The 20,066-nt window shown below is 46.3% G+C and carries 15 protein-coding genes and 1 tRNA gene; 6 read left to right on the top strand and 10 right to left on the bottom strand.

The features are described 5' to 3' along the window. Positions 1 to 139 precede the first annotated feature (139 nt). Together tig and BBC0122_RS04885 are read right to left on the bottom strand one after the other, a co-directional pair. On the bottom strand, positions 140 to 1,636 hold the full coding sequence (gene tig / locus BBC0122_RS04890; RefSeq protein ID WP_077991844.1) for a trigger factor: 1,497 nt from the start codon (positions 1,634 to 1,636) through the stop codon (positions 140 to 142). A 150-nt stretch (positions 1,637 to 1,786) separates the two neighbouring features. Then, a tRNA-Leu gene (locus BBC0122_RS04885) sits at positions 1,787 to 1,869 on the bottom strand. Between the two features lie 935 nt (positions 1,870 to 2,804). Here BBC0122_RS04885 and trmFO point away from each other — a divergent pair. From trmFO to BBC0122_RS04870, 3 genes are read left to right on the top strand one after another with little or no spacing between them, the layout of a single operon-like run. Then, a complete protein-coding gene (trmFO, locus tag BBC0122_RS04880; RefSeq protein ID WP_077991843.1) occupies positions 2,805 to 4,208 on the top strand; it encodes a methylenetetrahydrofolate--tRNA-(uracil(54)-C(5))-methyltransferase (FADH(2)-oxidizing) TrmFO in 1,404 nt (467 codons plus the stop codon). Then, positions 4,205 to 4,879: a phosphoglycolate phosphatase gene (gene gph / locus BBC0122_RS04875; RefSeq protein ID WP_077991842.1), complete on the top strand. Its 675-nt coding sequence runs from the start codon at positions 4,205 to 4,207 to the stop codon at positions 4,877 to 4,879. Before trmFO ends, gph begins: the two co-directional genes overlap by 4 nt. Before the next feature lie 60 nt (positions 4,880 to 4,939). Then, positions 4,940 to 5,569, top strand: a complete 630-nt coding sequence (locus BBC0122_RS04870; RefSeq protein ID WP_077991839.1) for a YrbL family protein — start codon at positions 4,940 to 4,942, stop codon at positions 5,567 to 5,569. Between the two features lie 70 nt (positions 5,570 to 5,639). Here BBC0122_RS04870 and BBC0122_RS04865 read toward each other — a convergent pair whose 3' ends face one another. From BBC0122_RS04865 to BBC0122_RS04830, 8 genes are all read right to left on the bottom strand, one after another. Next, positions 5,640 to 5,918 carry an HU family DNA-binding protein gene (locus BBC0122_RS04865; protein WP_077991838.1) on the bottom strand — a complete coding sequence of 93 codons (279 nt, stop codon included), beginning with the start codon at positions 5,916 to 5,918 and terminating at the stop codon, positions 5,640 to 5,642. Positions 5,919 to 6,158: 240 nt separating this feature from the next. After that, positions 6,159 to 8,585 (bottom strand): endopeptidase La, encoded by a 2,427-nt coding sequence (gene lon, locus BBC0122_RS04860; RefSeq protein ID WP_077991837.1) that lies wholly within the window; start codon positions 8,583 to 8,585, stop codon positions 6,159 to 6,161. 176 nt (positions 8,586 to 8,761) lie between these two features. Further along, a complete protein-coding gene (gene clpX, locus BBC0122_RS04855; protein ID WP_077991836.1) occupies positions 8,762 to 10,036 on the bottom strand; it encodes an ATP-dependent Clp protease ATP-binding subunit ClpX in 1,275 nt (424 codons plus the stop codon). 241 nt (positions 10,037 to 10,277) lie between these two features. Beyond that, positions 10,278 to 10,916 carry an ATP-dependent Clp endopeptidase proteolytic subunit ClpP gene (clpP, locus tag BBC0122_RS04850; protein ID WP_077991835.1) on the bottom strand — a complete coding sequence of 213 codons (639 nt, stop codon included), beginning with the start codon at positions 10,914 to 10,916 and terminating at the stop codon, positions 10,278 to 10,280. A 438-nt stretch (positions 10,917 to 11,354) separates the two neighbouring features. Then, a complete protein-coding gene (locus tag BBC0122_RS04845) occupies positions 11,355 to 12,176 on the bottom strand; it encodes a glycosyltransferase family 32 protein (RefSeq protein ID WP_077991833.1) in 822 nt (273 codons plus the stop codon). Positions 12,177 to 12,188: 12 nt separating this feature from the next. After that, the gene (gene trkA / locus BBC0122_RS04840; protein WP_077991832.1) at positions 12,189 to 13,565 is read right to left on the bottom strand and encodes a Trk system potassium transporter TrkA; all 1,377 of its coding nucleotides are present in this window, start codon (positions 13,563 to 13,565) and stop codon (positions 12,189 to 12,191) included. A gap of 3 nt (positions 13,566 to 13,568) precedes the next feature. Beyond that, on the bottom strand, positions 13,569 to 14,933 hold the full coding sequence (gene ntrX / locus BBC0122_RS04835; RefSeq protein ID WP_077991830.1) for a nitrogen assimilation response regulator NtrX: 1,365 nt from the start codon (positions 14,931 to 14,933) through the stop codon (positions 13,569 to 13,571). Positions 14,934 to 14,947: 14 nt separating this feature from the next. Next, complete coding sequence (locus tag BBC0122_RS04830) at positions 14,948 to 17,215, bottom strand: sensor histidine kinase NtrY-like (RefSeq protein ID WP_077991829.1); 2,268 nt, start codon at positions 17,213 to 17,215, stop codon at positions 14,948 to 14,950. A gap of 490 nt (positions 17,216 to 17,705) precedes the next feature. Between BBC0122_RS04830 and rirA the strand changes: the two genes are divergently transcribed. The 3 genes from rirA to BBC0122_RS04815 are packed head-to-tail and all read left to right on the top strand — an operon-like array spanning position 17,706 to position 19,948. Beyond that, a complete protein-coding gene (gene rirA / locus BBC0122_RS04825) occupies positions 17,706 to 18,164 on the top strand; it encodes an iron-responsive transcriptional regulator RirA (RefSeq protein WP_077991827.1) in 459 nt (152 codons plus the stop codon). 27 nt (positions 18,165 to 18,191) lie between these two features. Continuing rightward, positions 18,192 to 19,457 carry a bifunctional 2-C-methyl-D-erythritol 4-phosphate cytidylyltransferase/2-C-methyl-D-erythritol 2,4-cyclodiphosphate synthase gene (locus BBC0122_RS04820; RefSeq protein WP_225868177.1) on the top strand — a complete coding sequence of 422 codons (1,266 nt, stop codon included), beginning with the start codon at positions 18,192 to 18,194 and terminating at the stop codon, positions 19,455 to 19,457. Next, positions 19,454 to 19,948 carry a CinA family protein gene (locus BBC0122_RS04815; RefSeq protein ID WP_077991824.1) on the top strand — a complete coding sequence of 165 codons (495 nt, stop codon included), beginning with the start codon at positions 19,454 to 19,456 and terminating at the stop codon, positions 19,946 to 19,948. The genes BBC0122_RS04820 and BBC0122_RS04815 overlap by 4 nt, the downstream gene beginning before the upstream one ends. The last annotated feature ends 118 nt before the right edge of the window (positions 19,949 to 20,066 follow it).

The raw sequence follows: 20,066 nt of genomic DNA, 5'->3' as shown, positions 1-20,066 counted from the left end.
CAGAAATCCATCATAGTTATTTCAAAATAAAATTGTCTCTAATGGCTAGTCCAAACAAGCGCCAAGTGCAAGTAAAGAGTGTCGGGCTTATAAAAAAGGCCCGGAAAAACCGGGCCATAAATTCGCTTTCAAAAGCAAATCAATCTTTTTTGGCTGTTTTCTTGGCAGCCGGCTTTTTGGCCGGAGCTTTTTCTTCACTCTGAGATTTTGAAGCAGCTTTCTTTTCATCCGACTTTTTGTCGTCGGACTTCTTGCTTTCAGCCTTCTTCTTGGAGCCGGATTTCTTCGGCGACGTTTCGTCTTCGTCCTCTTTCAGCAGTTCTTCAGCCGTTACTTTCTTGTCAGTAACTTTGACTTTGCCCAAGAGATGATCGACAACCTTTTCTTCAAAGATCGGTGCACGCAAATTGGCAACTGCATCGGGAGTGCGACGGAAAAATTCGATAATCTGCTTTTCTTGTCCGGGATACTGACGAACCTGATCGTAAACCGCACGTTGCAACTCATCTTCCGAAACGTTGATTCCGGCCTTTTCACCGATTTCGGACAAAACAAGACCAAGGCGGACACGGCGTTCGGCAAGCTTGCGATATTCATCACGAGCTGCTTCTTCTGTTGTCTCCTCATCCTCGAAAGTGCGACCGGCCTGCTTCAATTCATTGGTAATCTGTGCCCAGATATTATTGAATTCCACATTGACCAAGCGTTCAGGTGTCTCGAAATCATAATCATTGTCAAGAGCATCAAGAATCTGGCGTTTTACCTTTTGGCGGGTAATTGTACCATATTGATTTTCAATCTGCTCACGAATGACATCGCGAAGCTTTTGCAGTGATTCGAGACCAAGCTTTTTGGCGGCCTCATCGTCGATCTTGAGTTCGTCCGGTTTTGAAACTTCCTTTACAGTGATGTCGAAAGTTGCTTCCTTACCGGCAAGATGTTTTGCATTGTAATCATCAGGGAATTTTACTGTGATGACCTTTTTATCTCCGGCTTTTACGCCGATAAGCTGTTCTTCAAAACCCGGAATAAACTGTTTTGAACCAAGAACGAGTTGGGCATCATTGTCTGCACCACCCTCGAACGGTGTTCCGTCAAGCTTGCCAAGATAATCAATCGTTACCCGATCACCCTCTTCGGCTTTACCTTTCTTTTCCGTATAAGTACGGGTTGAAGAAAGAACGCGCTCGACCTGTTTATCAATGTCGGTTTCAGGAACTTCAACAACTTCACGGGTGACAGCAATACCGGAAACATCCTTGAGATCGAATTTCGGCAAAACTTCATATTTGAGTGTAAAGACGAAATCGGCGTCTCCGTTCAAAACCTTTTCGGCTTCTTTTTCATCTTCGCTCATATCTATTTCCGGCTGGGTAGCCGAACGTTCATTACGGTCTGAAAGAATTGAACGGGGTGTGTCCTTCAAAATTTCGTTGATGACGTCAGCCATGAAAGACTTGCCATACATCTTTTTCAAATGGCTGACAGGCACTTTACCAGGGCGGAAGCCGTTCAGCTTGACCTTGTCTTTAGCGTCGTCAAGACGTTCATTTAATTTTGCTTCCAGATCTTTAGCCGGGATCACTACCTTGATCTCGCGCTCCAATCCCTTATTAAGCGTCTCGGTAACTTGCATCGAACAACCTTCATTTTTCTAAGGACAAGTGCTTAAGCCCTGTCCGATACCAATTCTGCTCCAACACTAAAGCGTCAGAATACCATGAAGCGGGCTTCCGCCTCAAGCGTAACCCCGCAAAAATTCTCTTTGCATTCAAGGTTGTTGCTGTGGTGCGGATGAAGGGACTCGAACCCCCACGGTTACCCGCCAGAACCTAAATCTGGTGCGTCTACCAATTTCGCCACATCCGCAAATCCTGACAATCAGGTTTGCAACAAACCATAGGCAAGCGGCGTCTCTATATCATTCAATTTCTATCAATCAAAGGAAAAAAGCCGACTCTTGCGTTTTTTAACGCTTATTTGGCGTAGAAGATAGATCAAAATCACACAATCCGGTTTGTTAACAAACGATAATCGGAAAACCATTTCAACAAAATACCCCTTTGAAGATCTGTAATACACGTAAATCTTCTGTCTTCATCGAAATTTCGGGATTGCTCCGTAAAAGCTTGAATAAAAGTCGAACAATCATCCGGTCGGCTTTAGCGAGAAAGTCAGCGTCTGTTTATTTTTCGACGAGATGCGATCGTCGGTAGACCAGTCGACTGCGACGAACAAAAATCTGCAATGCACTCGTTGCGCATCCCGTTTGGAGTTTTTTGGGCTCCTTATAAACAATGAAAAAATATTTCCGATAAACATCGGTCGGCAACCTCCCCATCCAGACTGACTGGACTTTTCATTGCCCCGTTTCCTTGAAAACCGATATGAATGATTGATTCGCGAGCGTTAGAAATCCGGTTGTTGAAAAGCCGATTGATCGAGTGCGTCCAATTTTGTGCACGTCTGAAAGACCGGCGATAATCCATGCTATGTCAGGCCATTTTATAAGAATTTTCCGGTTACGCGCATTAAATAATGGCTGAAGAACGATTGATAATCAATTACATCCTGCGGCCTCACATAGTCAAAAATTCGATGATTTTTGTCGCTACCGTTTTCCCTTGATAGGCCTGAATATCGGCATTGAACCTATTGCCTGTACGAGCTGAAAGGCTTCATTATATCCGTGCTTTTTCTGCCATAAGATGATATTGACCGGCTTATATCCGGATTTTTATAGGGTAACGCCGGATTTTATAATTTAACACCCTGATTTTTATAATTTAACGCAAAGAATGCCAATGTCGAATTTTTCCAACAAGCCGATCCATGTTATCGGTGGCGGTTTATCAGGTTCGGAAGCTGCCTGGCAGATAGCAGAAGCCGGTATTCCGGTGGTTTTGCATGAGATGCGGCCGGTCAAACAAACACCGGCACACAAAACCGCGGGGCTTGCCGAACTTGTATGTTCCAATTCACTTCGCTCGGATGACGCTGCCACCAATGCGGTCGGCTTGCTTCATGCCGAAATGCGGCTTGCCCATTCGCTTGTCATGAAAGTTGCCGACGATCATCAGGTTCCTGCCGGAAGTGCACTTGCGGTAGATCGCGACATTTTTTCCCGAACAATAACAGAGAAAATAGAAAACCACCCGCTCATTGACATTGATCGGGGAGAGCTTGCAACGCTTCCTCCGGAAGAATGGGGTAACGTTATTATTGCAACCGGCCCGCTAACCTCTCCCCGTCTTGCAGAGGCTATTTCCACTGTTACCGGCGCCGATGCCCTTTCCTTTTACGATGCTATTGCTCCGATCGTATATAAAGATACGATTGATATGGATATTTGTTGGTACCAGTCCCGTTATGACAAAGTTGGACCAGGGGGTACAGGCAAGGATTATATCAATTGCCCGCTCGACAAAGAACAATATGAAAACTTCGTGAAAGCGTTGATGGAAGGCGAAAAAGCCGAATTTCACGATTTTGAAAAAGTGCCCTATTTCGATGGTTGCCTGCCGATCGAAGTCATGGCCGAGCGCGGAAGCGAGACTTTACGTCATGGCCCGATGAAACCGATGGGACTTACCAATGCGCATAACCCGACTGTAAAAGCTTATGCCATTGTCCAGTTGAGACAGGACAATGCCTTGGGAACGCTTTACAATATGGTCGGATTTCAAACCAAGCTCAAATATGGGGAACAAACGCGCATTTTCCGCTCTATACCGGGACTTGAAAATGCAGAATTTGCACGTCTTGGCGGTATCCATCGCAACACCTATCTCAACTCGCCTGTTCTGCTCGACGAAACTTTAAGGCTGAAAAAGCTTGAACGATTGCGCTTTGCCGGTCAAATGACGGGGTGTGAAGGCTATGTGGAATCGGCAGCAATGGGGCTTGTTGCCGGACGTTTTGCGATTGCCGATTATAATGGCGTGAAACCGAAACTGCCGCCGGTTACGACCGCATTCGGTGCATTGCTTAATCACATAACCCGTGGACATCTTCCGACAGAAGACACCGGCAAACAATCGTTTCAACCGATGAATATCAATTTCGGACTGTTTCCACCGGTAGAGGTTGAAAAACAGGATGGTATACGTTTACGTGGAAAAGAAAAAATTCTGGCGAAAAAACGCGCTTTGACAGCACGCGCACTCGCTGATTGCAAAACATGGTTGAACGAGGGGAAAATCCAATGAGTATCTCGCCCATAATTGTCTTCGATCTTGACGGAACACTTGTTGATTCAGCACCGGATTTGCTTGACAGTCTCAATTTCTGTCTTAGCCAAGAAGGGCTGAAGACTTTCGCACCCGATGATATTCGCCGTCTCGTCGGCATGGGTGGACGGATTATGATCGAGCGTGCACTCGCATTCCAGAACATCAAACCGGATGAGAACCATGTCGAGCAGTTACTTGCAACTTTCCTGCGTCATTATGCTGAAAATATGCCCGGTAAAACGCAATTCTTTGCTGGCGCAGATGCGTCACTCGACGCGCTTTCCAAAACAGGTTACAAACTTGCTGTCTGTACCAACAAACATGAAAAACTGGCACGTCGTCTGCTAGAGGGAATGGGGGAAGCAGGCCGTTTTGCAACCATTGTTGGCGGAGACACATTTACCTATCATAAACCGGATGCACGCCATATCCTCTCCACCATCGAGCGTGCCGGTTGCAGTCCTGAAAAAGCTCTGATGGTCGGCGATAGTCAGGCAGATATTCTTGCCGCTCAAAGTGCCGATATTCCGGTGATCGCAGTCGATTTCGGCTATACAGACAAACCTGTCAGCGCATTTAATCCGACGAAAATAATAAGTCATTTCAATGAATTGACACCGCAACTTGTTGCCAAGTGTCTTGGCTGACATTCCAGGCGACAGGAAGGCTATATTTTCCGGATTTTACGACAGCGAGATCAGGTCAAAATGGATTATATCCTTAGTTTATCGGATAAAAAGCCGTTATTTGAAGGGCTAACGCGCTCGGTCTATGTCAACAAGAGTGATCCCGATTATCTGATAAAAATTCCGTCGAAAGCATGGCGGGAAAAAATTGCCGGATTTTCACCATTGCGTCAAATGCGAAAAGCCGTTGATATAAACACGCCGAACACACGTGAAATCCGCGAATATATGCGTCATTTTCCCGATCCCGAAAAAGCACAGAATGAAAAACATCTGATGCAAATAGCAGGTATTGTTTCCACAGACATCGGTTGGGGATTGCTTGTTAAAGCTGAACGGGATTTGTCGGGAAACTATGCCAAACCGTTTGGCGCGCACAAAGCCGAAATTCCACATTATCGCAATGAAATCGCGGATTTTATTGACTGGGTAAAGACAACCCGCATCATTTGTTACGACCTGAAATTCGACAATATACTCTTAAGTTCAAGGAACGGCAGCCCTACCCTTGTATTGGTCGACGGAATTGGTGAGACGGGGATTATATCGCCACGCAAGTGGTGCCAGAAATATAACCGTGCCAAAAATGTTCATGAACTTCAGGAATTTATTGACGAACTGAAGCAATATATGGATTTGAAAAATCTGTAGAATAATTCGATCTAGACAATAAAAAGCCCGACACTTGGAATAAAGGTCGGGCTTTTAAAATGATTTTTTATTATTTACTGTTGACGGCGTCCTTCAAGCCTTTACCGGCCGAAAACTTCGGAACGTTGCGGGCAGGAATGTTGATTTCTGCGCCAGTAGAAGGATTGCGTCCTTTTGTAGCCGCACGGTGGGAAACTTCAAATGAACCGAATCCGGGAAGACGAACGTCACCGCCATCTTTCAAAGCATCGGTAACGGAAGCAATGAAGGCGTCCACAGCCGAAGCAGCTTGCGTTTTTGTTATGCCGGCTTTTTCAGCTACAGAGCTGACCAATTCGTTCTTATTCATTGGATAATTCCTTTCTTTCTATGACCGGACAATATTGATTCAACCGGTTGGGTGCGAGTTTATTGAAAACTATGGCAAACAGAAGCCAATTTCGACAAAAAAAGCCCGAATTAACGGGAAAATCACAGTTATTCACGGAAAAAATACCGCATTTAACACTTGTAAAACAAGGTTAAAAAGAAAAGGCAGCAGAAAGCTGCCTTTTCCGACGTTTGTTTAACCATTTAATCGACTAGTGATTCAGTGTGCAATCGAAGCAACACCGTCTTCATCACCTGTAATATTGCCGCCAACAGCGGGGGTTGTCGGCTCTACCCATTCGATCGGTTCAGGCCGGCGAACCAGAGCGTGATCGAGAACTTCACTTGCAAAACTTACCGGAACAATTTCCATATTGTTTTTAACGTTATCGGGAATATCGACAAGGTCTTTGGCATTCTCTTCCGGAATGAGCACCTTCTTGATACCGCCGCGTAACGCCGCAAGCAATTTTTCTTTCAAACCACCGATTGGCAAAATCCTGCCGCGTAAGGTAATTTCACCAGTCATCGCAATATCCTTGTGAACAGGTATGCCGGTGAGAACAGACACAATGGCTGTTACCATAGCAACACCTGCCGAAGGACCGTCCTTCGGGGTTGCCCCTTCGGGTACATGAACGTGAATATCACGACGCTCGAACAATGGCGGCTCTATACCGAAATCGACAGCACGCGAGCGGACGTATGACGCAGCAGCCGAAATTGACTCCTTCATAACATCACGCAGATTACCGGTGACTGTCATCTTGCCTTTACCCGGCATCATGACGCCTTCGATGGTCAAAAGCTCGCCACCGACTTCCGTCCACGCAAGTCCTGTAACAACCCCGACCTGATCCTCGCCTTCAATCTGTCCATAACGGAACCGTTTGACACCGAGGAACTCGTCAATGTTGTTATCATCGACCTTGACCGCCTTCTTTTCTTTTTTGACGATCTCTGTCACTGCCTTACGTGCAAGCTTCATCAATTCGCGTTCAAGGCTACGCACACCCGCTTCGCGCGTGTAGTATTGTATGATCGAACGGATTGCCTCGTCAGTCACGACAAACTCTTTCTTGGAAAGAGAATGTTCCTTCATGACTTTCGGCAGAAGATGGCGTTTGGCAATCTCCATTTTTTCTTCTTCCGTGTAACCGGCAATACGGATGATTTCCATACGATCCATTAACGGTTCGGGAATATTCAGCGTATTGGCAGTCGTCACAAACATCACATCCGAAAGATCATATTCGACTTCGAGATAATGGTCCATAAACGTGTTGTTCTGCTCAGGATCAAGAACTTCCAGTAAAGCCGATGAAGGATCACCTCTGAAATCCTGCCCCATCTTGTCAATCTCGTCGAGAAGGAAAAGCGGATTGTTCTTCTTCGCCTTTTTCATCGACTGGATGATCTTGCCAGGCATGGACCCGATATAGGTACGACGGTGACCGCGAATTTCCGCTTCATCACGTACACCACCCAATGACATACGGACATATTCGCGCCCTGTTGCTTTGGCAATCGAACGGGCAAGCGATGTCTTACCAACTCCGGGCGGTCCGACAAGACAGATAATCGGCCCTTTTACCTTTGCTGCACGGCTCTGCACAGCCAGATATTCGACAATACGTTCTTTGACCTTCTCAAGACCGAAATGTTCTTCATCCATGACATTTTCAGCATAGTCGAGATCATTCTTGATCTTGGATTTTTTGCCCCAAGGGATACCAAGGAGCCAATCAAGATAATTGCGGATAACTGTCGCTTCAGCCGACATTGGTGACATATTGCGAAGTTTCTTGACTTCACCTTCTGCCTTTTCGCGGGCTTCCTTCGACAATTTGGTTTTTTTGATACGCTCTTCCAGTTCGGAAATCTCGTCATGGCCGTCTTCGCCATCACCCAATTCTTTCTGGATAGCTTTCATCTGCTCATTGAGATAATATTCGCGCTGGGTTTTCTCCATCTGGCGTTTAACCCGCGAACGTATCCGTTTTTCAACTTGCAAGACAGAAATCTCGCCTTCCATAAAGGCAAGCGCTTTTTCGAGCCTTTCACGGACAGATAACAATGCAAGCATTTCCTGTTTTTCGGAAAGCTTGATTGCCAGATGTGAAGCGACCGTATCGGCAAGTTTTGTTGCGTCGTCTATCTGGCTGACAGCACCGATGACTTCCGGTGAAATCTTTTTGTTCAATTTCACGTAATTTTCAAAGTCGGAAACAACCGAGCGCATCAAAGCCTCGATTTCGACTTTATCTTCTTCCGGTTCATCAAGAGGCGTTGCATAAGCCTGATGATAGTCCGGATTATCGGAAAAACCGCTAATCTTGGCGCGCTTAACACCTTCAACCAGAACTTTTACTGTACCGTCCGGCAACTTTAACAATTGCAGTACATTTGCCAATGTACCGACATCATATATATCGTCGGCCTTCGGATCATCATCAGAGGCATTCTTCTGGGTTGCCAGAAGTATTTGCTTATCCTGACCCATCGCCTCTTCAAGAGCACGTATGGATTTTTCGCGACCAACGAAAAGCGGCACAATCATATGGGGGAAGACAACAATATCGCGAAGCGGCAAAACAGCATAAAGCTTATCGCCGACATCCGCCGTCTTCTCTAAATCATGTTGCATAACATTTCCTTTCTGGAGCCTGAGGCTCGTTTGCAACGTCGGCACCCCTTAAAATAAGCAAATGCCCACGCACAAAGGGATTAGGTGGTGTGTTTCCACCAATAAATCAAGAGCTACGCGAAACCGGAACACAACACCGTTCAAACTTTGAATTGCCAACCGATATAACCGTTCAATCAGGCAGAGGCATTTTCTTTCGGATGGTCTCTCTCGGCATAGATATAAAGCGGACGCGCTTTGCCTTCGACAACATCACTCGAAATAACCACTTCCTGAACGCCTTCAAGGGTTGGAAGTTCAAACATCGTATCAAGCAAAATCTTTTCCATAATGGAACGCAGACCACGTGCGCCTGTCTTGCGTTCGATTGCTTTATTGGCAATTGCACGCAAAGCATCATCATGAAAAGTCAATTTGACATCTTCCATCTCGAACAGACGTTGATATTGTTTAACCAAAGCATTTTTCGGCTTCGACAAAATCTGAACCAATGCGTCCACATCAAGATCTTCCAATGTGGCAATAACCGGCAAACGTCCGACAAATTCCGGTATCAAACCGAATTTTAACAGATCTTCCGGTTCAAGATCATGGAAAATCTCGCCTATACGACGTTCATCAGGCGCTTTGACCGTGGCACCAAAACCGATGGATGTCTTTTCTCCACGTGCGGAGATAATTTTTTCAAGGCCTGAAAACGCACCGCCGCAAATAAACAGGATGTTTGTTGTATCCACTTGCAAAAATTCTTGTTGCGGATGTTTGCGTCCACCTTGTGGCGGAACCGAAGCAACCGTGCCTTCCATAATCTTCAACAATGCCTGTTGCACACCTTCGCCCGATACATCACGGGTAATAGAAGGATTATCGGATTTGCGTGAAATCTTATCAACCTCGTCGATATAAACGATTCCGCGTTGGGCACGCTCTACATTGTAGTCGGCGGCTTGTAACAGTTTCAGAATAATATTTTCGACATCCTCACCGACATAACCGGCCTCTGTCAATGTTGTTGCATCGGCCATAGTAAAGGGCACATCAATAATGCGCGCGAGCGTTTGAGCAAGGTAGGTTTTACCGCAACCGGTAGGCCCAACCAGAAGAATATTGGACTTTGAAAGCTCGATGTCATTACTTTTCGACTGGTTTGCCAGACGTTTGTAATGGTTATGGACAGCAACAGCCAGAACACGCTTTGCATGCGCTTGCCCGATAACATAATCATCAAGAACCGACATGATTTCCTGCGGTGTCGGAACGCCATCGCGAGCCTTCACTCCTGAAGATTTGTTCTCTTCACGAATGATATCCATACATAGCTCTACACATTCATCACAAATGAACACTGTCGGCCCGGCAATCAGTTTACGCACCTCATGCTGGCTTTTGCCACAGAATGAGCAATAAAGCGTATTCTTTGAATCGCCCCCGTTATTACCAATTTTGCTCATTTCATTTTTCCTTTCGCCCGAATTGCATGAAATATTTTGCCTTTTCGGTTAAACTTTTCAAGACCATTCCACCAACAAACTAAAACAAATATCAGGTTCGACCATATAACTTGCCGCTGTTTTCTCTGTCATAGGTAAATGCCAAACGTTATTTTTCCATAAATTCCGGAAACAGCAATTTGAAGAAGGGGTTGCCCCCTACTTTGTTCTTAGCCGTCAATCATCCCATTTCAAGCTTGTCTCAAGCTTGATCGTTTTTTTCTTCTTCGGCTTCGGCGCGGTATTGAATGACCTCGTCAATAAGGCCGAATTCTTTGGCTTCATCAGCCGTCATAAAATGGTCACGATCAAGTGTGCGTTCGATTGTCTCATAATCCTGTCCGGTATGATGGACATAGATTTCATTCAAACGCCGTTTCATTTTCAATATATCCTGCGCATGACGCTCGATATCGGAAGCCTGCCCTTGAAAACCACCCGACGGCTGGTGCACCATAACGCGGGCATTCGGCAAAGCAAAACGGTGCCCTTTCGCACCGGCAGTCAGCAATAGCGAACCCATTGAAGCTGCTTGCCCCATGCAAAGAGTAGAAACAGCAGGACGGATGAACTGCATTGTGTCATAAATAGCCATGCCGGAGGTGACAACTCCACCAGGCGAATTAATATAAAGGCTGATTTCTTTTTTCGGGTTTTCCGCTTCAAGGAACAGCAATTGGGCGCAGACAAGCATAGCCATACCGTCTTCGACAGGACCATTTATAAAGACAATTCTTTCCTTCAACAAACGGGAAAAAATATCATAGGACCGTTCGCCGCGATTTGTCTGTTCTACAACTATCGGAACAAGATTGAGGGCAGTCTGGATCGGATCACTCATTTTCACTTCCATATTATACGAATCGTCATTTACGACCTGAAATGTCGTTATAACTAGAATATCAATCCATTAGAAGATCAATAGATTGTTGTTTTGCCTTTTGAAACGCTTGTTTACCCGCACCTACACCGACCGGCATAACCGGATATACCGAAAAACGGAAAAATTGCAGATTTCTTCAAATGAAGGGAGACAAGCTTATATGTGTTATCGGCACTGTAATTTCAATCCCCGATGCGAGGAACAAAATAACAAAACAATAAACACAGCTTTTTTGAAAAATGACCGGACATTCAAACCCATAAATTAAAGTATGCCAAGTCGACAAAATGCCGACAAACGCGAAATCAGGTACGACGGGATAAAACTCCGGCGCAATGCGGCCGAACTTTTTATATAGCTAATTTACCAGCTCTCTCTATCAGCAATTCGCCAGTTTTAATTATTCTTTTCCTGTTCCAGAACTTTATCAAAGCCGGAAATCCGTTTGACGGCCCAATCGTAAAAACTCCCGCTTTTTATAGGATCTCTTGTTCTTTCCTTCTTATGGACATGAAAGCCGATAAAACGGGGATCATTCAATGGCTCAAGTCCGTAAGCAGGATCGAAAATGCGTTCGGTGTCGCGTCCGGTCCAATAATAAAAGGTTTCTTTTTCTTTTGCTTCTTTAAAAAAGCCATATCTTTTGGCAAGGCGGGATATGCCATCATTGCCAAAGACAGTAATTCCCAAACGCCCCGGAACGACCGGTAATTTTTGCCTCTTGAGACGCCATGGCAACCAGACACCGCGGTGAAACCCCAGCCAGTTCGGCACCATTCGGCCACTTTCGAGATAATCGTCAAACTCTTTGATTATCGGATTATCCGCAGGCAGATAAAGTGCCGAAACACCGACACGTGAACGATTTTCACGCGCAAGCCAAACTTTGCCCTCTTCCGGATGAAATTGTTTGACGAGATAAACATCGGTATCAAGCCATACGCCGGCAGAATTTTTCATGAGCCTTACACGAAACAAATCGGAAAGCTGGACAATTGTGCGAATGGGTTTGAAGTCGGGGAAAGTGGGGTCTAACCGATAAAGCGTTGAAAGTGGCAATATCGGCTCTGCCTCCAGAAGCTCTACCCCTTCCGGAACATTTTCAACATTCCCGTGGCTATAGAGTTTCACATGCTGTCCGGTTTTGACCATGGAAGAAAGGCATAGCCAATCAATGGGTCGCAAACGATCTCCATACCAGAAAGTGCAGATGTCCATTGAATGCCCCTTTTAAAAATATTCCAGACTGACCCGAAACAATTGTTCGACATCACGCACTGCATCGGCCATTGCAAAAATAACCACCATATCACCGGCTAAAACCCGCGTATCGCCTTTTGGCCTTATCATCGTGTTGTCACGATAAATCGCTCCTATTCGCAGTCCCTCCGGCAGTGCGAGTTCGGACAAAGGTTTGCCCACAAGCGGGGAAGTTTGCATGGCTTCTGCTTCAATAATTTCAGCTTCGCCATTTAAAACAGAATAGACCGAGCGGATACGACCGCGACGCATTTGCTGGAGCACTTTGGAAATTGTGACGCTGCGTGGATTAAGATGGGAATCAATGCCGACACTTCGGGTAAATTCCTGAAAAGCCGTATTGTTGATGAGTACCATGTTCGACTTGCAGCCAAACATTTTCGCCATGATGGCGCTCAGCACATTGACCTGATCCTGATTGGTCAATGTCACGATCAAATCGGCCTGATCGACATTTGCTTCCTGTAAAATTGCCGGATCAAGCGCACTGCCATTCAAAACTACCGTACGATCAAGCTGGTCGGTAATGGCCAAAGCCCGTTCTTTATCGGCTTCAATAATACGCAGCCTTGCTTTATGTTGGCGCTTTTCCATAGCACGGGCGACATAAAGTCCGATATGACCACCGCCTGCGATAATGATGCGATTGGCCGCCTGCTCATCATGCCCGAACAACCCCAAGGCACGACGAACCTGACTGCGTGATGCAACAAGATAGGTAATATCCCCCACCTTCAATTCGGTATCTGCATGGGCAATGAAAAGTTTCTTTCCCCTTTTTACCGCAGTAACAGTCGTCAAAAGATCGGGAAAGAGATCGGTTAACTGCCTGAGCGGCGTATTGATAACCGGACAATCCTCCATACATTCAAGCGCGAGAGCGACAATATCGTCATAGCTGAAATAAAGAACATCCAAAGCACCCGGCAATGCAATACGGCGCAATACCATTTCGCCAACCTCGATTTCAGGCGAAATAACCACATCAATCGGCAAAGCATCACGCTGGAATAGCCCCTGATATTGCGGGTCGAGATAGGATTGGTCGCGAACGCGGGCAATTTTTGTCGGCACGTTAAAAAGTGCATGGGCAACCTGACAGGCGACCATATTGACTTCGTCAGAAAGTGTCACAGCGATAAGCATATCCGCTTCATCGGCTCCGGCTGCACGTAACACATCGGGGCGCGCACCATGGCCGACTATTCCGCGGACATCCAAAGTGTCGCGGATTTTTTCAATCAGCTTCGGCTCGATATCAATAACCGTGACATCGTGCTGTTCGTTCGACAAACGCTCCGCTATCCCGTAACCCACCTGACCGGCACCGCAAATGATGACGCGCATATTTTAAGAAACTCCAAGCGATTTGAGTTTACGATGCAATGCTGACCGCTCCATACCAACAAATTCGGCAGTACGCGAAATATTGCCGCCGAACCGGTTGATCTGCGCAACAAGGTATTCTTTTTCAAAAAGCTCCCGTGCCTCACGCAACGGCAATGCCATGATATGTAAATCCGAATCTGTCGGGGCGCGCGGCAATGTATCACCCACTTCGGCAGGCAGAAGTTCTGCCGTAATCGGCCCGTCTCCACCTTCTCCGCGTGCCAGAATTAACAGACGTTCGATGTTGTTGCGCAACTGTCTGATATTACCGGGCCAACTATGAGCCTGTAGAATTGCCATTGTGTCATCACCGATCTCGCGCGGCTTTATGCCTGCCTGTTCGGATATTTGGTGAATAAAATAATGGACGAGTTCGGGAATGTCCTCGCGGTGACTGGCGAGTGGCGGAACCGCTATCGGGACAACGGCCAGACGATGGAAGAGATCTTCGCGAAACCGCCCTTCGGCGATCAACCCTTCAAGGTTTTGTGCTGTTGACGAAATTACCCTTACATCGACTTTAACACGTTTACTTCCCCCCACGCGCTCGAATGTCTGATCTGTCAAAACCCGCAAAATCTTGTTTTGTGTCTCTCTCGGCATATCGGCTATTTCGTCGATATAAAGGATACCGCCATGGGCTTCTTCGAGAGCACCGACTTTACGCTCTCCACCATCCATTTCTGTACCGAACAGTTCGATTTCCATGCGTTCAGGTGTAATTGTAGCAGCATTGATCGTCACAAAAGGCCCATTGGCACGACTTGACAATGCGTGAATGGCACGCGCTGTTGTTTCTTTACCCGACCCTGAAGGCCCTGTAATCATGATACGGCTATTGGTGGGGGCTACTTTTTCAATCGTCTGGCGCAAATGGTTCATAACAAGCGACTTGCCGAGTAATTCCGGTGTCACGCTTGATTGTTTGCGCAACTCGTTGACTTCACGCTTCAACTTGGATGTTTCAAGCGCCCGTTCGGCAACCAGAATCAAACGATCGGCTTTGAAGGGTTTTTCGATAAAATCATAAGCACCGCGTTTAATAGCTGAAACAGCGGTTTCAATATTACCGTGACCGGATATCATCACGACAGGCAAATCCGGATAACGGGTCTTGATCTTGTCAAGCAACGCCAGGCCGTCGAGGCGGCTTCCCTGTAACCAGATGTCGAGAAAAATCAATCTCGGTACACGATTCTCGATCTGCTGAAGAGCCTCGTCGGAATTAGCCGCAAGGCGCGTTTCATGCCCTTCGTCCTCAAGTATTCCGCCGACCAGTTCGCGTATATCCGCTTCATCATCGACAATCAAAATATCCGAAGCCATCTCACTTAACCGTCCTATTTCTCGATATTTACTTCTTCGACATCAGATTCACCAATATCTGCTGCCGGAAAGACCATACGGATCATGGCACCACGGCCATTGTAAAAATTCACCGGTGCATCATGCAATTCCATGTAACCTCCGTGGTCTTCAACTATTTTTCGTACTATCGCGAGTCCAAGCCCTGTCCCCTTCTCTCTGGTTGTTATATAGGGTTCCAATAATTTTTGTCTTTGTTCCTTGGGCAAACCTTTGCCATTATCTATGACATCAGCGACCAATTTATCACCCTGACGATAGGAACGAACAAGAATATGCCCCTCGATATTTTTTTCGAGGGCAACCGCATCTATTGCTTCACTCGCATTTTTAATAACATTCCCAAACGCCTGCCCGATCAAACGGCTATCAAACTCTCCCATGAGCGGCTCATCTCCCAAATCGCGCTCGAATTTGATGTCATGACGGGACACCTCGACAAGAAAAAACGCCTCCCTTAATGGCTCACGCATATCAAGAAGCCGCATTTCCGGTTTCGGCATACGGGCAAATGAAGAAAATTCATCCACCATTCTGCCGATGTCGCCGACCTGCCTGATGATCGTATCAATACATTGGTCGAAAACCTCGCGATCATCAGTAATGACTTTGCCATAACGGCGTCGTATCCGTTCGGCAGATAATTGGATAGGCGTAAGCGGATTCTTGATCTCGTGGGCAATACGCCTTGCCACATCGGCCCATGCACTTGATCTTTGTGCTTCAACGAGATCGGTAATATCATCAATTGTCAATACCCATGATTGGCCGCGACCATCATTTTCTTCCATGGTAACCTGTACATTATAAACGCGGTTACGCCCGTCCTGAGAGAGTGTGACTTGTTCGCGATGATTTTTCCGTCCCGAAGACCGTGCAACCTCAAACACCTGCCCGATCTCCGGATTAAGCGACATCAGACTTTTTCCAATGACTTCCTTCGGGTCAAGAGCGAACATTGTCTGCGCGGAACGATTGATAATTGTAATATCACCATTTTCATCAATTCCGGCCACACCGGCATTGACACCTGCAAGCACCGCTTCCGAAAAACGGCGTCTCTCGTCAATCTGGTCACGTGCAGAAATCAACTCGTTGCGCTGACTTTTAAGTTCGCTCACCATATAATTGAATGTTCTGGAAAGCTGGCCGATGTCGCCATCCTTGGCGCGCACAGGGACGACAACATCCATATTGCCGGAGGCCACATCATCGGCTGCGCCTATCAGCAGACGGATTGGCCGTACCAAGCGATCGGCAACCGCAATTCCCGTCCAGATAGCAGAGATCAACAGGCTAAGAAAAAGACAAAAATAAAGAACGGCAAAGGCAATTTGTGTCGGAACACGATTTTCGTTCAGATCATGGTAGCGAGCTGTATTCGCCTCGGTCAAACGCAAGGCCGCCAGAACGCGTTGATCCACATCGCGTACCAGATAAAGAAACGTATTCGGAATATCATTGAGTTTCAGTATAATTCCGAAATAGTCGTGTTCACCCGGTTGAAAAGTAAAAGGGCTACCTTTTGTTGCCTGCACGATAAGGTTCGCCGGCGGGATCGGGAGTTTGTCTTCTCCTCCGAGATTACTTTGCAAAAAAACAGTCCCGTTCGGGCTTAACAAAAATGCACCTCGCAAATCGCGGCCGGCTGCATGGCGGGTGAGTTGCAACCGGTATTCGGTCGGATTCAAGGCCAGCAATTGCCTGTTATCGAGTGCCAATGCCATAGCATAAGAAGAATTTTTCAAATTTTGCAGTGTTTCATCTGCATAACCATTGGCAAGATCTATCGACGAAGCGACGATCTGCCGTGTTGTCGTATCGAACCAACGGTCAAGCCCCTGATTGAGAGTGACACCGGCGACAATTGCCACAACAACCGCCGGAAGCGTCGCAACCAGCGCAAAAAGCGATATGATCCGGACATGCAACCTTGATGCAGCACGTCTCGCCTTCCAAGCCTGAATGATCGGCATAAGCTCATAAACCGCGATAGCAATAAGCCCTAACACCCAAACGCTATTAACCCCGATAAGAACCAGAGTTACAAAGGTACTTGGAATAATCGGCGTGAAGCCTAACAGGATTGTGAAAGAAACAACTGCTGTTAGCAATGCAAGCGCAATGACCATAATACCAAAGAAGGCATGCATATTGCGTAGTTTTCCGCTATATATGCTTTTTTCTACAGGCTTTGCCAATTTGCGATTCTTCCCATTTCCAGCAATTGTCGTCACAATCATGCAACACTTTGTGGCGAAAATGCAACAGAAACAGTGAAACAGCTTTTAAATATTTACAAATTCGTTCTCGTTCGGAATGATTTGTTATACTCTTTTTGTGAATAATGATTTGTGCTTCACAAATTGTCGCTGTTATCCTCAAAACAAAACATCAAAATTCGTTTCCTCAACCGCTGACATTTATTCCCTTAAGAATTCATAACAGAATAGTCTCTCTTAACTAATTGAAATTGATAATAATTTTTAGCCGAACCGAAGCTTTTCGTAAAAGGTGAAGCAAAGAAACAGGAACCAGAGCGGAAGAGGCAAAAGACAAATCAGAAAATTGAAATCCAAAAAATACAGCTCATACGGCAAGTTGCCGCAGTGTAAATCGGCTTATTGACAATGGTTTGCTAAAACCTTCTAAAAAAGTAAAGAAAACATCTTCACATTTTTAAGAATCGTTCTAAATTATATAGAGATGATGTGAAAACAGAAAGGATTGGAAATGCGGCTCACAAAACAGACGAATTATGCCATCCGGATGTTAATGTATTACGCTGCCAACGAGGGAGAGTTGAGCCGTGTGCCTGAAATAGCCAAGGCTTATTCGGTTTCCGAGCTATTTTTATTCAAAATACTTCATCCGCTGGTCGAAGCCGGTTTGATGCAGACAGTGCGTGGACGCAACGGCGGAGTGAAACTCGCCAAGCCTGCTGATGAAATTTTTGTTTCCGATGTGGTAAAGGTCACCGAAGAAAATTTCGCCATGGCCGAGTGTTTTGAAAATGGCGCTATCGAATGTCCTTTGGTTAATTCTTGCGGTCTCAATGCTACATTGAGCAAGGCATTGAACGCTTTTTTTGATGTTCTGAAATCGACTTCTATCGCCGATTTGCAACGCCCCAATTTCAGAGAACGTCTCGGTATCACCGAAGGCGAAGAACATGTAAAAGCATTGAATTAATATCTATTAAAAGGTAAATGTTTTTGCATTCCAATTTTTCTGAAGGGGATTATCATATCCAATGCAGCCATTATATTAGCGGCCGGTAGAGGTGAACGCATCGGTTCACCTGAAAACGGACCGAAACAATATCGGATGATTGCCGGTCGCGCTGTTATTTTTCATACGCTAAAGCATTTTATTGACAGCGGGCTTTTTTCAAACATTGTTCTTGTCATTCATAAGGACGATGAACAATTATGCAAAAAGGCGATTGATGGCATAAGCGATGCAATTACCATTGTGCATGGTGGAAGTACACGGCAAATATCAACGCTTTGCGGACTGCGTGCGTTAAACGCAATGCCGGAAGATAGACAGCCGGAATATGTTTATATTCACGATGGCGCGCGACCATTTGTATCAGAAGCGCTTCTTGAACGCATTCAACATGCGCTTGCTCCCGATTGTGGAATTTTACCTGCTGTTGCTGTCTCTGACACGTTAAAACGCGCTGATGACAATGGCATGGTTATCGGGACGATCAAACGCGATCATCTTTTCGGGGCGCAAACACCCCAAGCGTTTCCTTTTTCCAAAATATTAGAATTGCATGAAAATGCTGATAAGCTTGGGCAAACCGGTTTTACCGACGATTGCGCCTTGGCGGAATCGGCTGGACTTCCTATAAAGATTGTAGAAGGCAGCAGTGACAATATCAAAATTACCTGGCCTGCCGACCTCGCTTTAGCGCAATTACGCATGAAAACAGAAAACATGACAAACGAAATCAACGAAGCCCCCTCTTCTTTACAATTTCCGGACGTGCGGACCGGCAACGGATATGATGTCCATCCCTTCGAGACAGGTGACGGTGTTACGCTGTGTGGTGTGAAAATCGCTTATGAAAAAAAGTTGAGTGGTCATTCGGATGCGGATGTCGCTCTTCACGCCTTGACCGATGCGCTTCTTGCGACGCGTGGAGCCGGAGATATTGGCACACATTTTCCCCCTTCCGACCCACAATGGAAAGGTGCTTCATCGGATATTTTCGTGCGCCACGCTGTTTCAATTATCAAAGATGCAGGCGGGCGTATTGCTAATGCCGATATTACGTTAATTGCCGAAGCGCCGAAAATCGGGCCGCACCGCGCAGCAATGACCGAAAAACTCATGGATATGCTTGGAATTTCTGCAGATCGTATTTCTATCAAAGCCACAACCAATGAAAAATTGGGTTTTGTCGGGCGTAAAGAAGGTATTGCCGCTATTGCCACCGCGACAGTTATCTATCCGGGGAGTATTCCAGAATGACACTTATTGCTGAAGACAAAGCCAAAAAAGTTCTAGCCGCTTGCCGTTTGCACCATTTAAAGCTTGCAACCGTTGAATCGTGCACAGGTGGCCTGATTGTCGGCAGCCTTACCGACATAGCAGGCTCTTCGGATGTGGTTGAATGTGGATTTATTACCTATTCCAACGAGGCGAAAACTGCACTGGTCGGTGTCCCTTCTGCGATGATCGAAAGCTATGGCGCCGTGTCGAAGCCGGTGGCTATTGCTATGGCCGAGGGCGGTATCAAACATTCGCGTGCCGACATTGCCGTTTCTGTGACAGGCATAGCCGGCCCCGGCGGTGGAAGTGCCGAAAAACCGGTCGGTCTGGTTCATATGGCGGTTGCTTTGGCGAATAGGCCGACACTTCATTATGAAGCCCGTTTTGGCGATCTTGGCCGCGAAAATGTTCGTCACGCAACCGTTGAACGGGCATTGGATCTTTTATTGGAAGCGGTTGCAAAAGCCTGATGCCCGTCTCCGTCTTTTTGCAATGTAGCGGATTCGATTTTACCCTGCGTCCCCGATATGCGAAACAACTAAAACAACCGTCCGGCCAAACTACAGAGTTTTCATATATAGTCTGCAA

The organism is Ditibartonella choladocola, from assembly GCF_002007565.1.
GTDB classification, from domain to species: domain Bacteria; phylum Pseudomonadota; class Alphaproteobacteria; order Rhizobiales; family Rhizobiaceae; genus Bartonella; species Bartonella choladocola.
The sequence above is the reverse complement of the archived record's forward strand: the minus strand, read 5'-3'. Positions and strand labels throughout refer to the sequence as shown.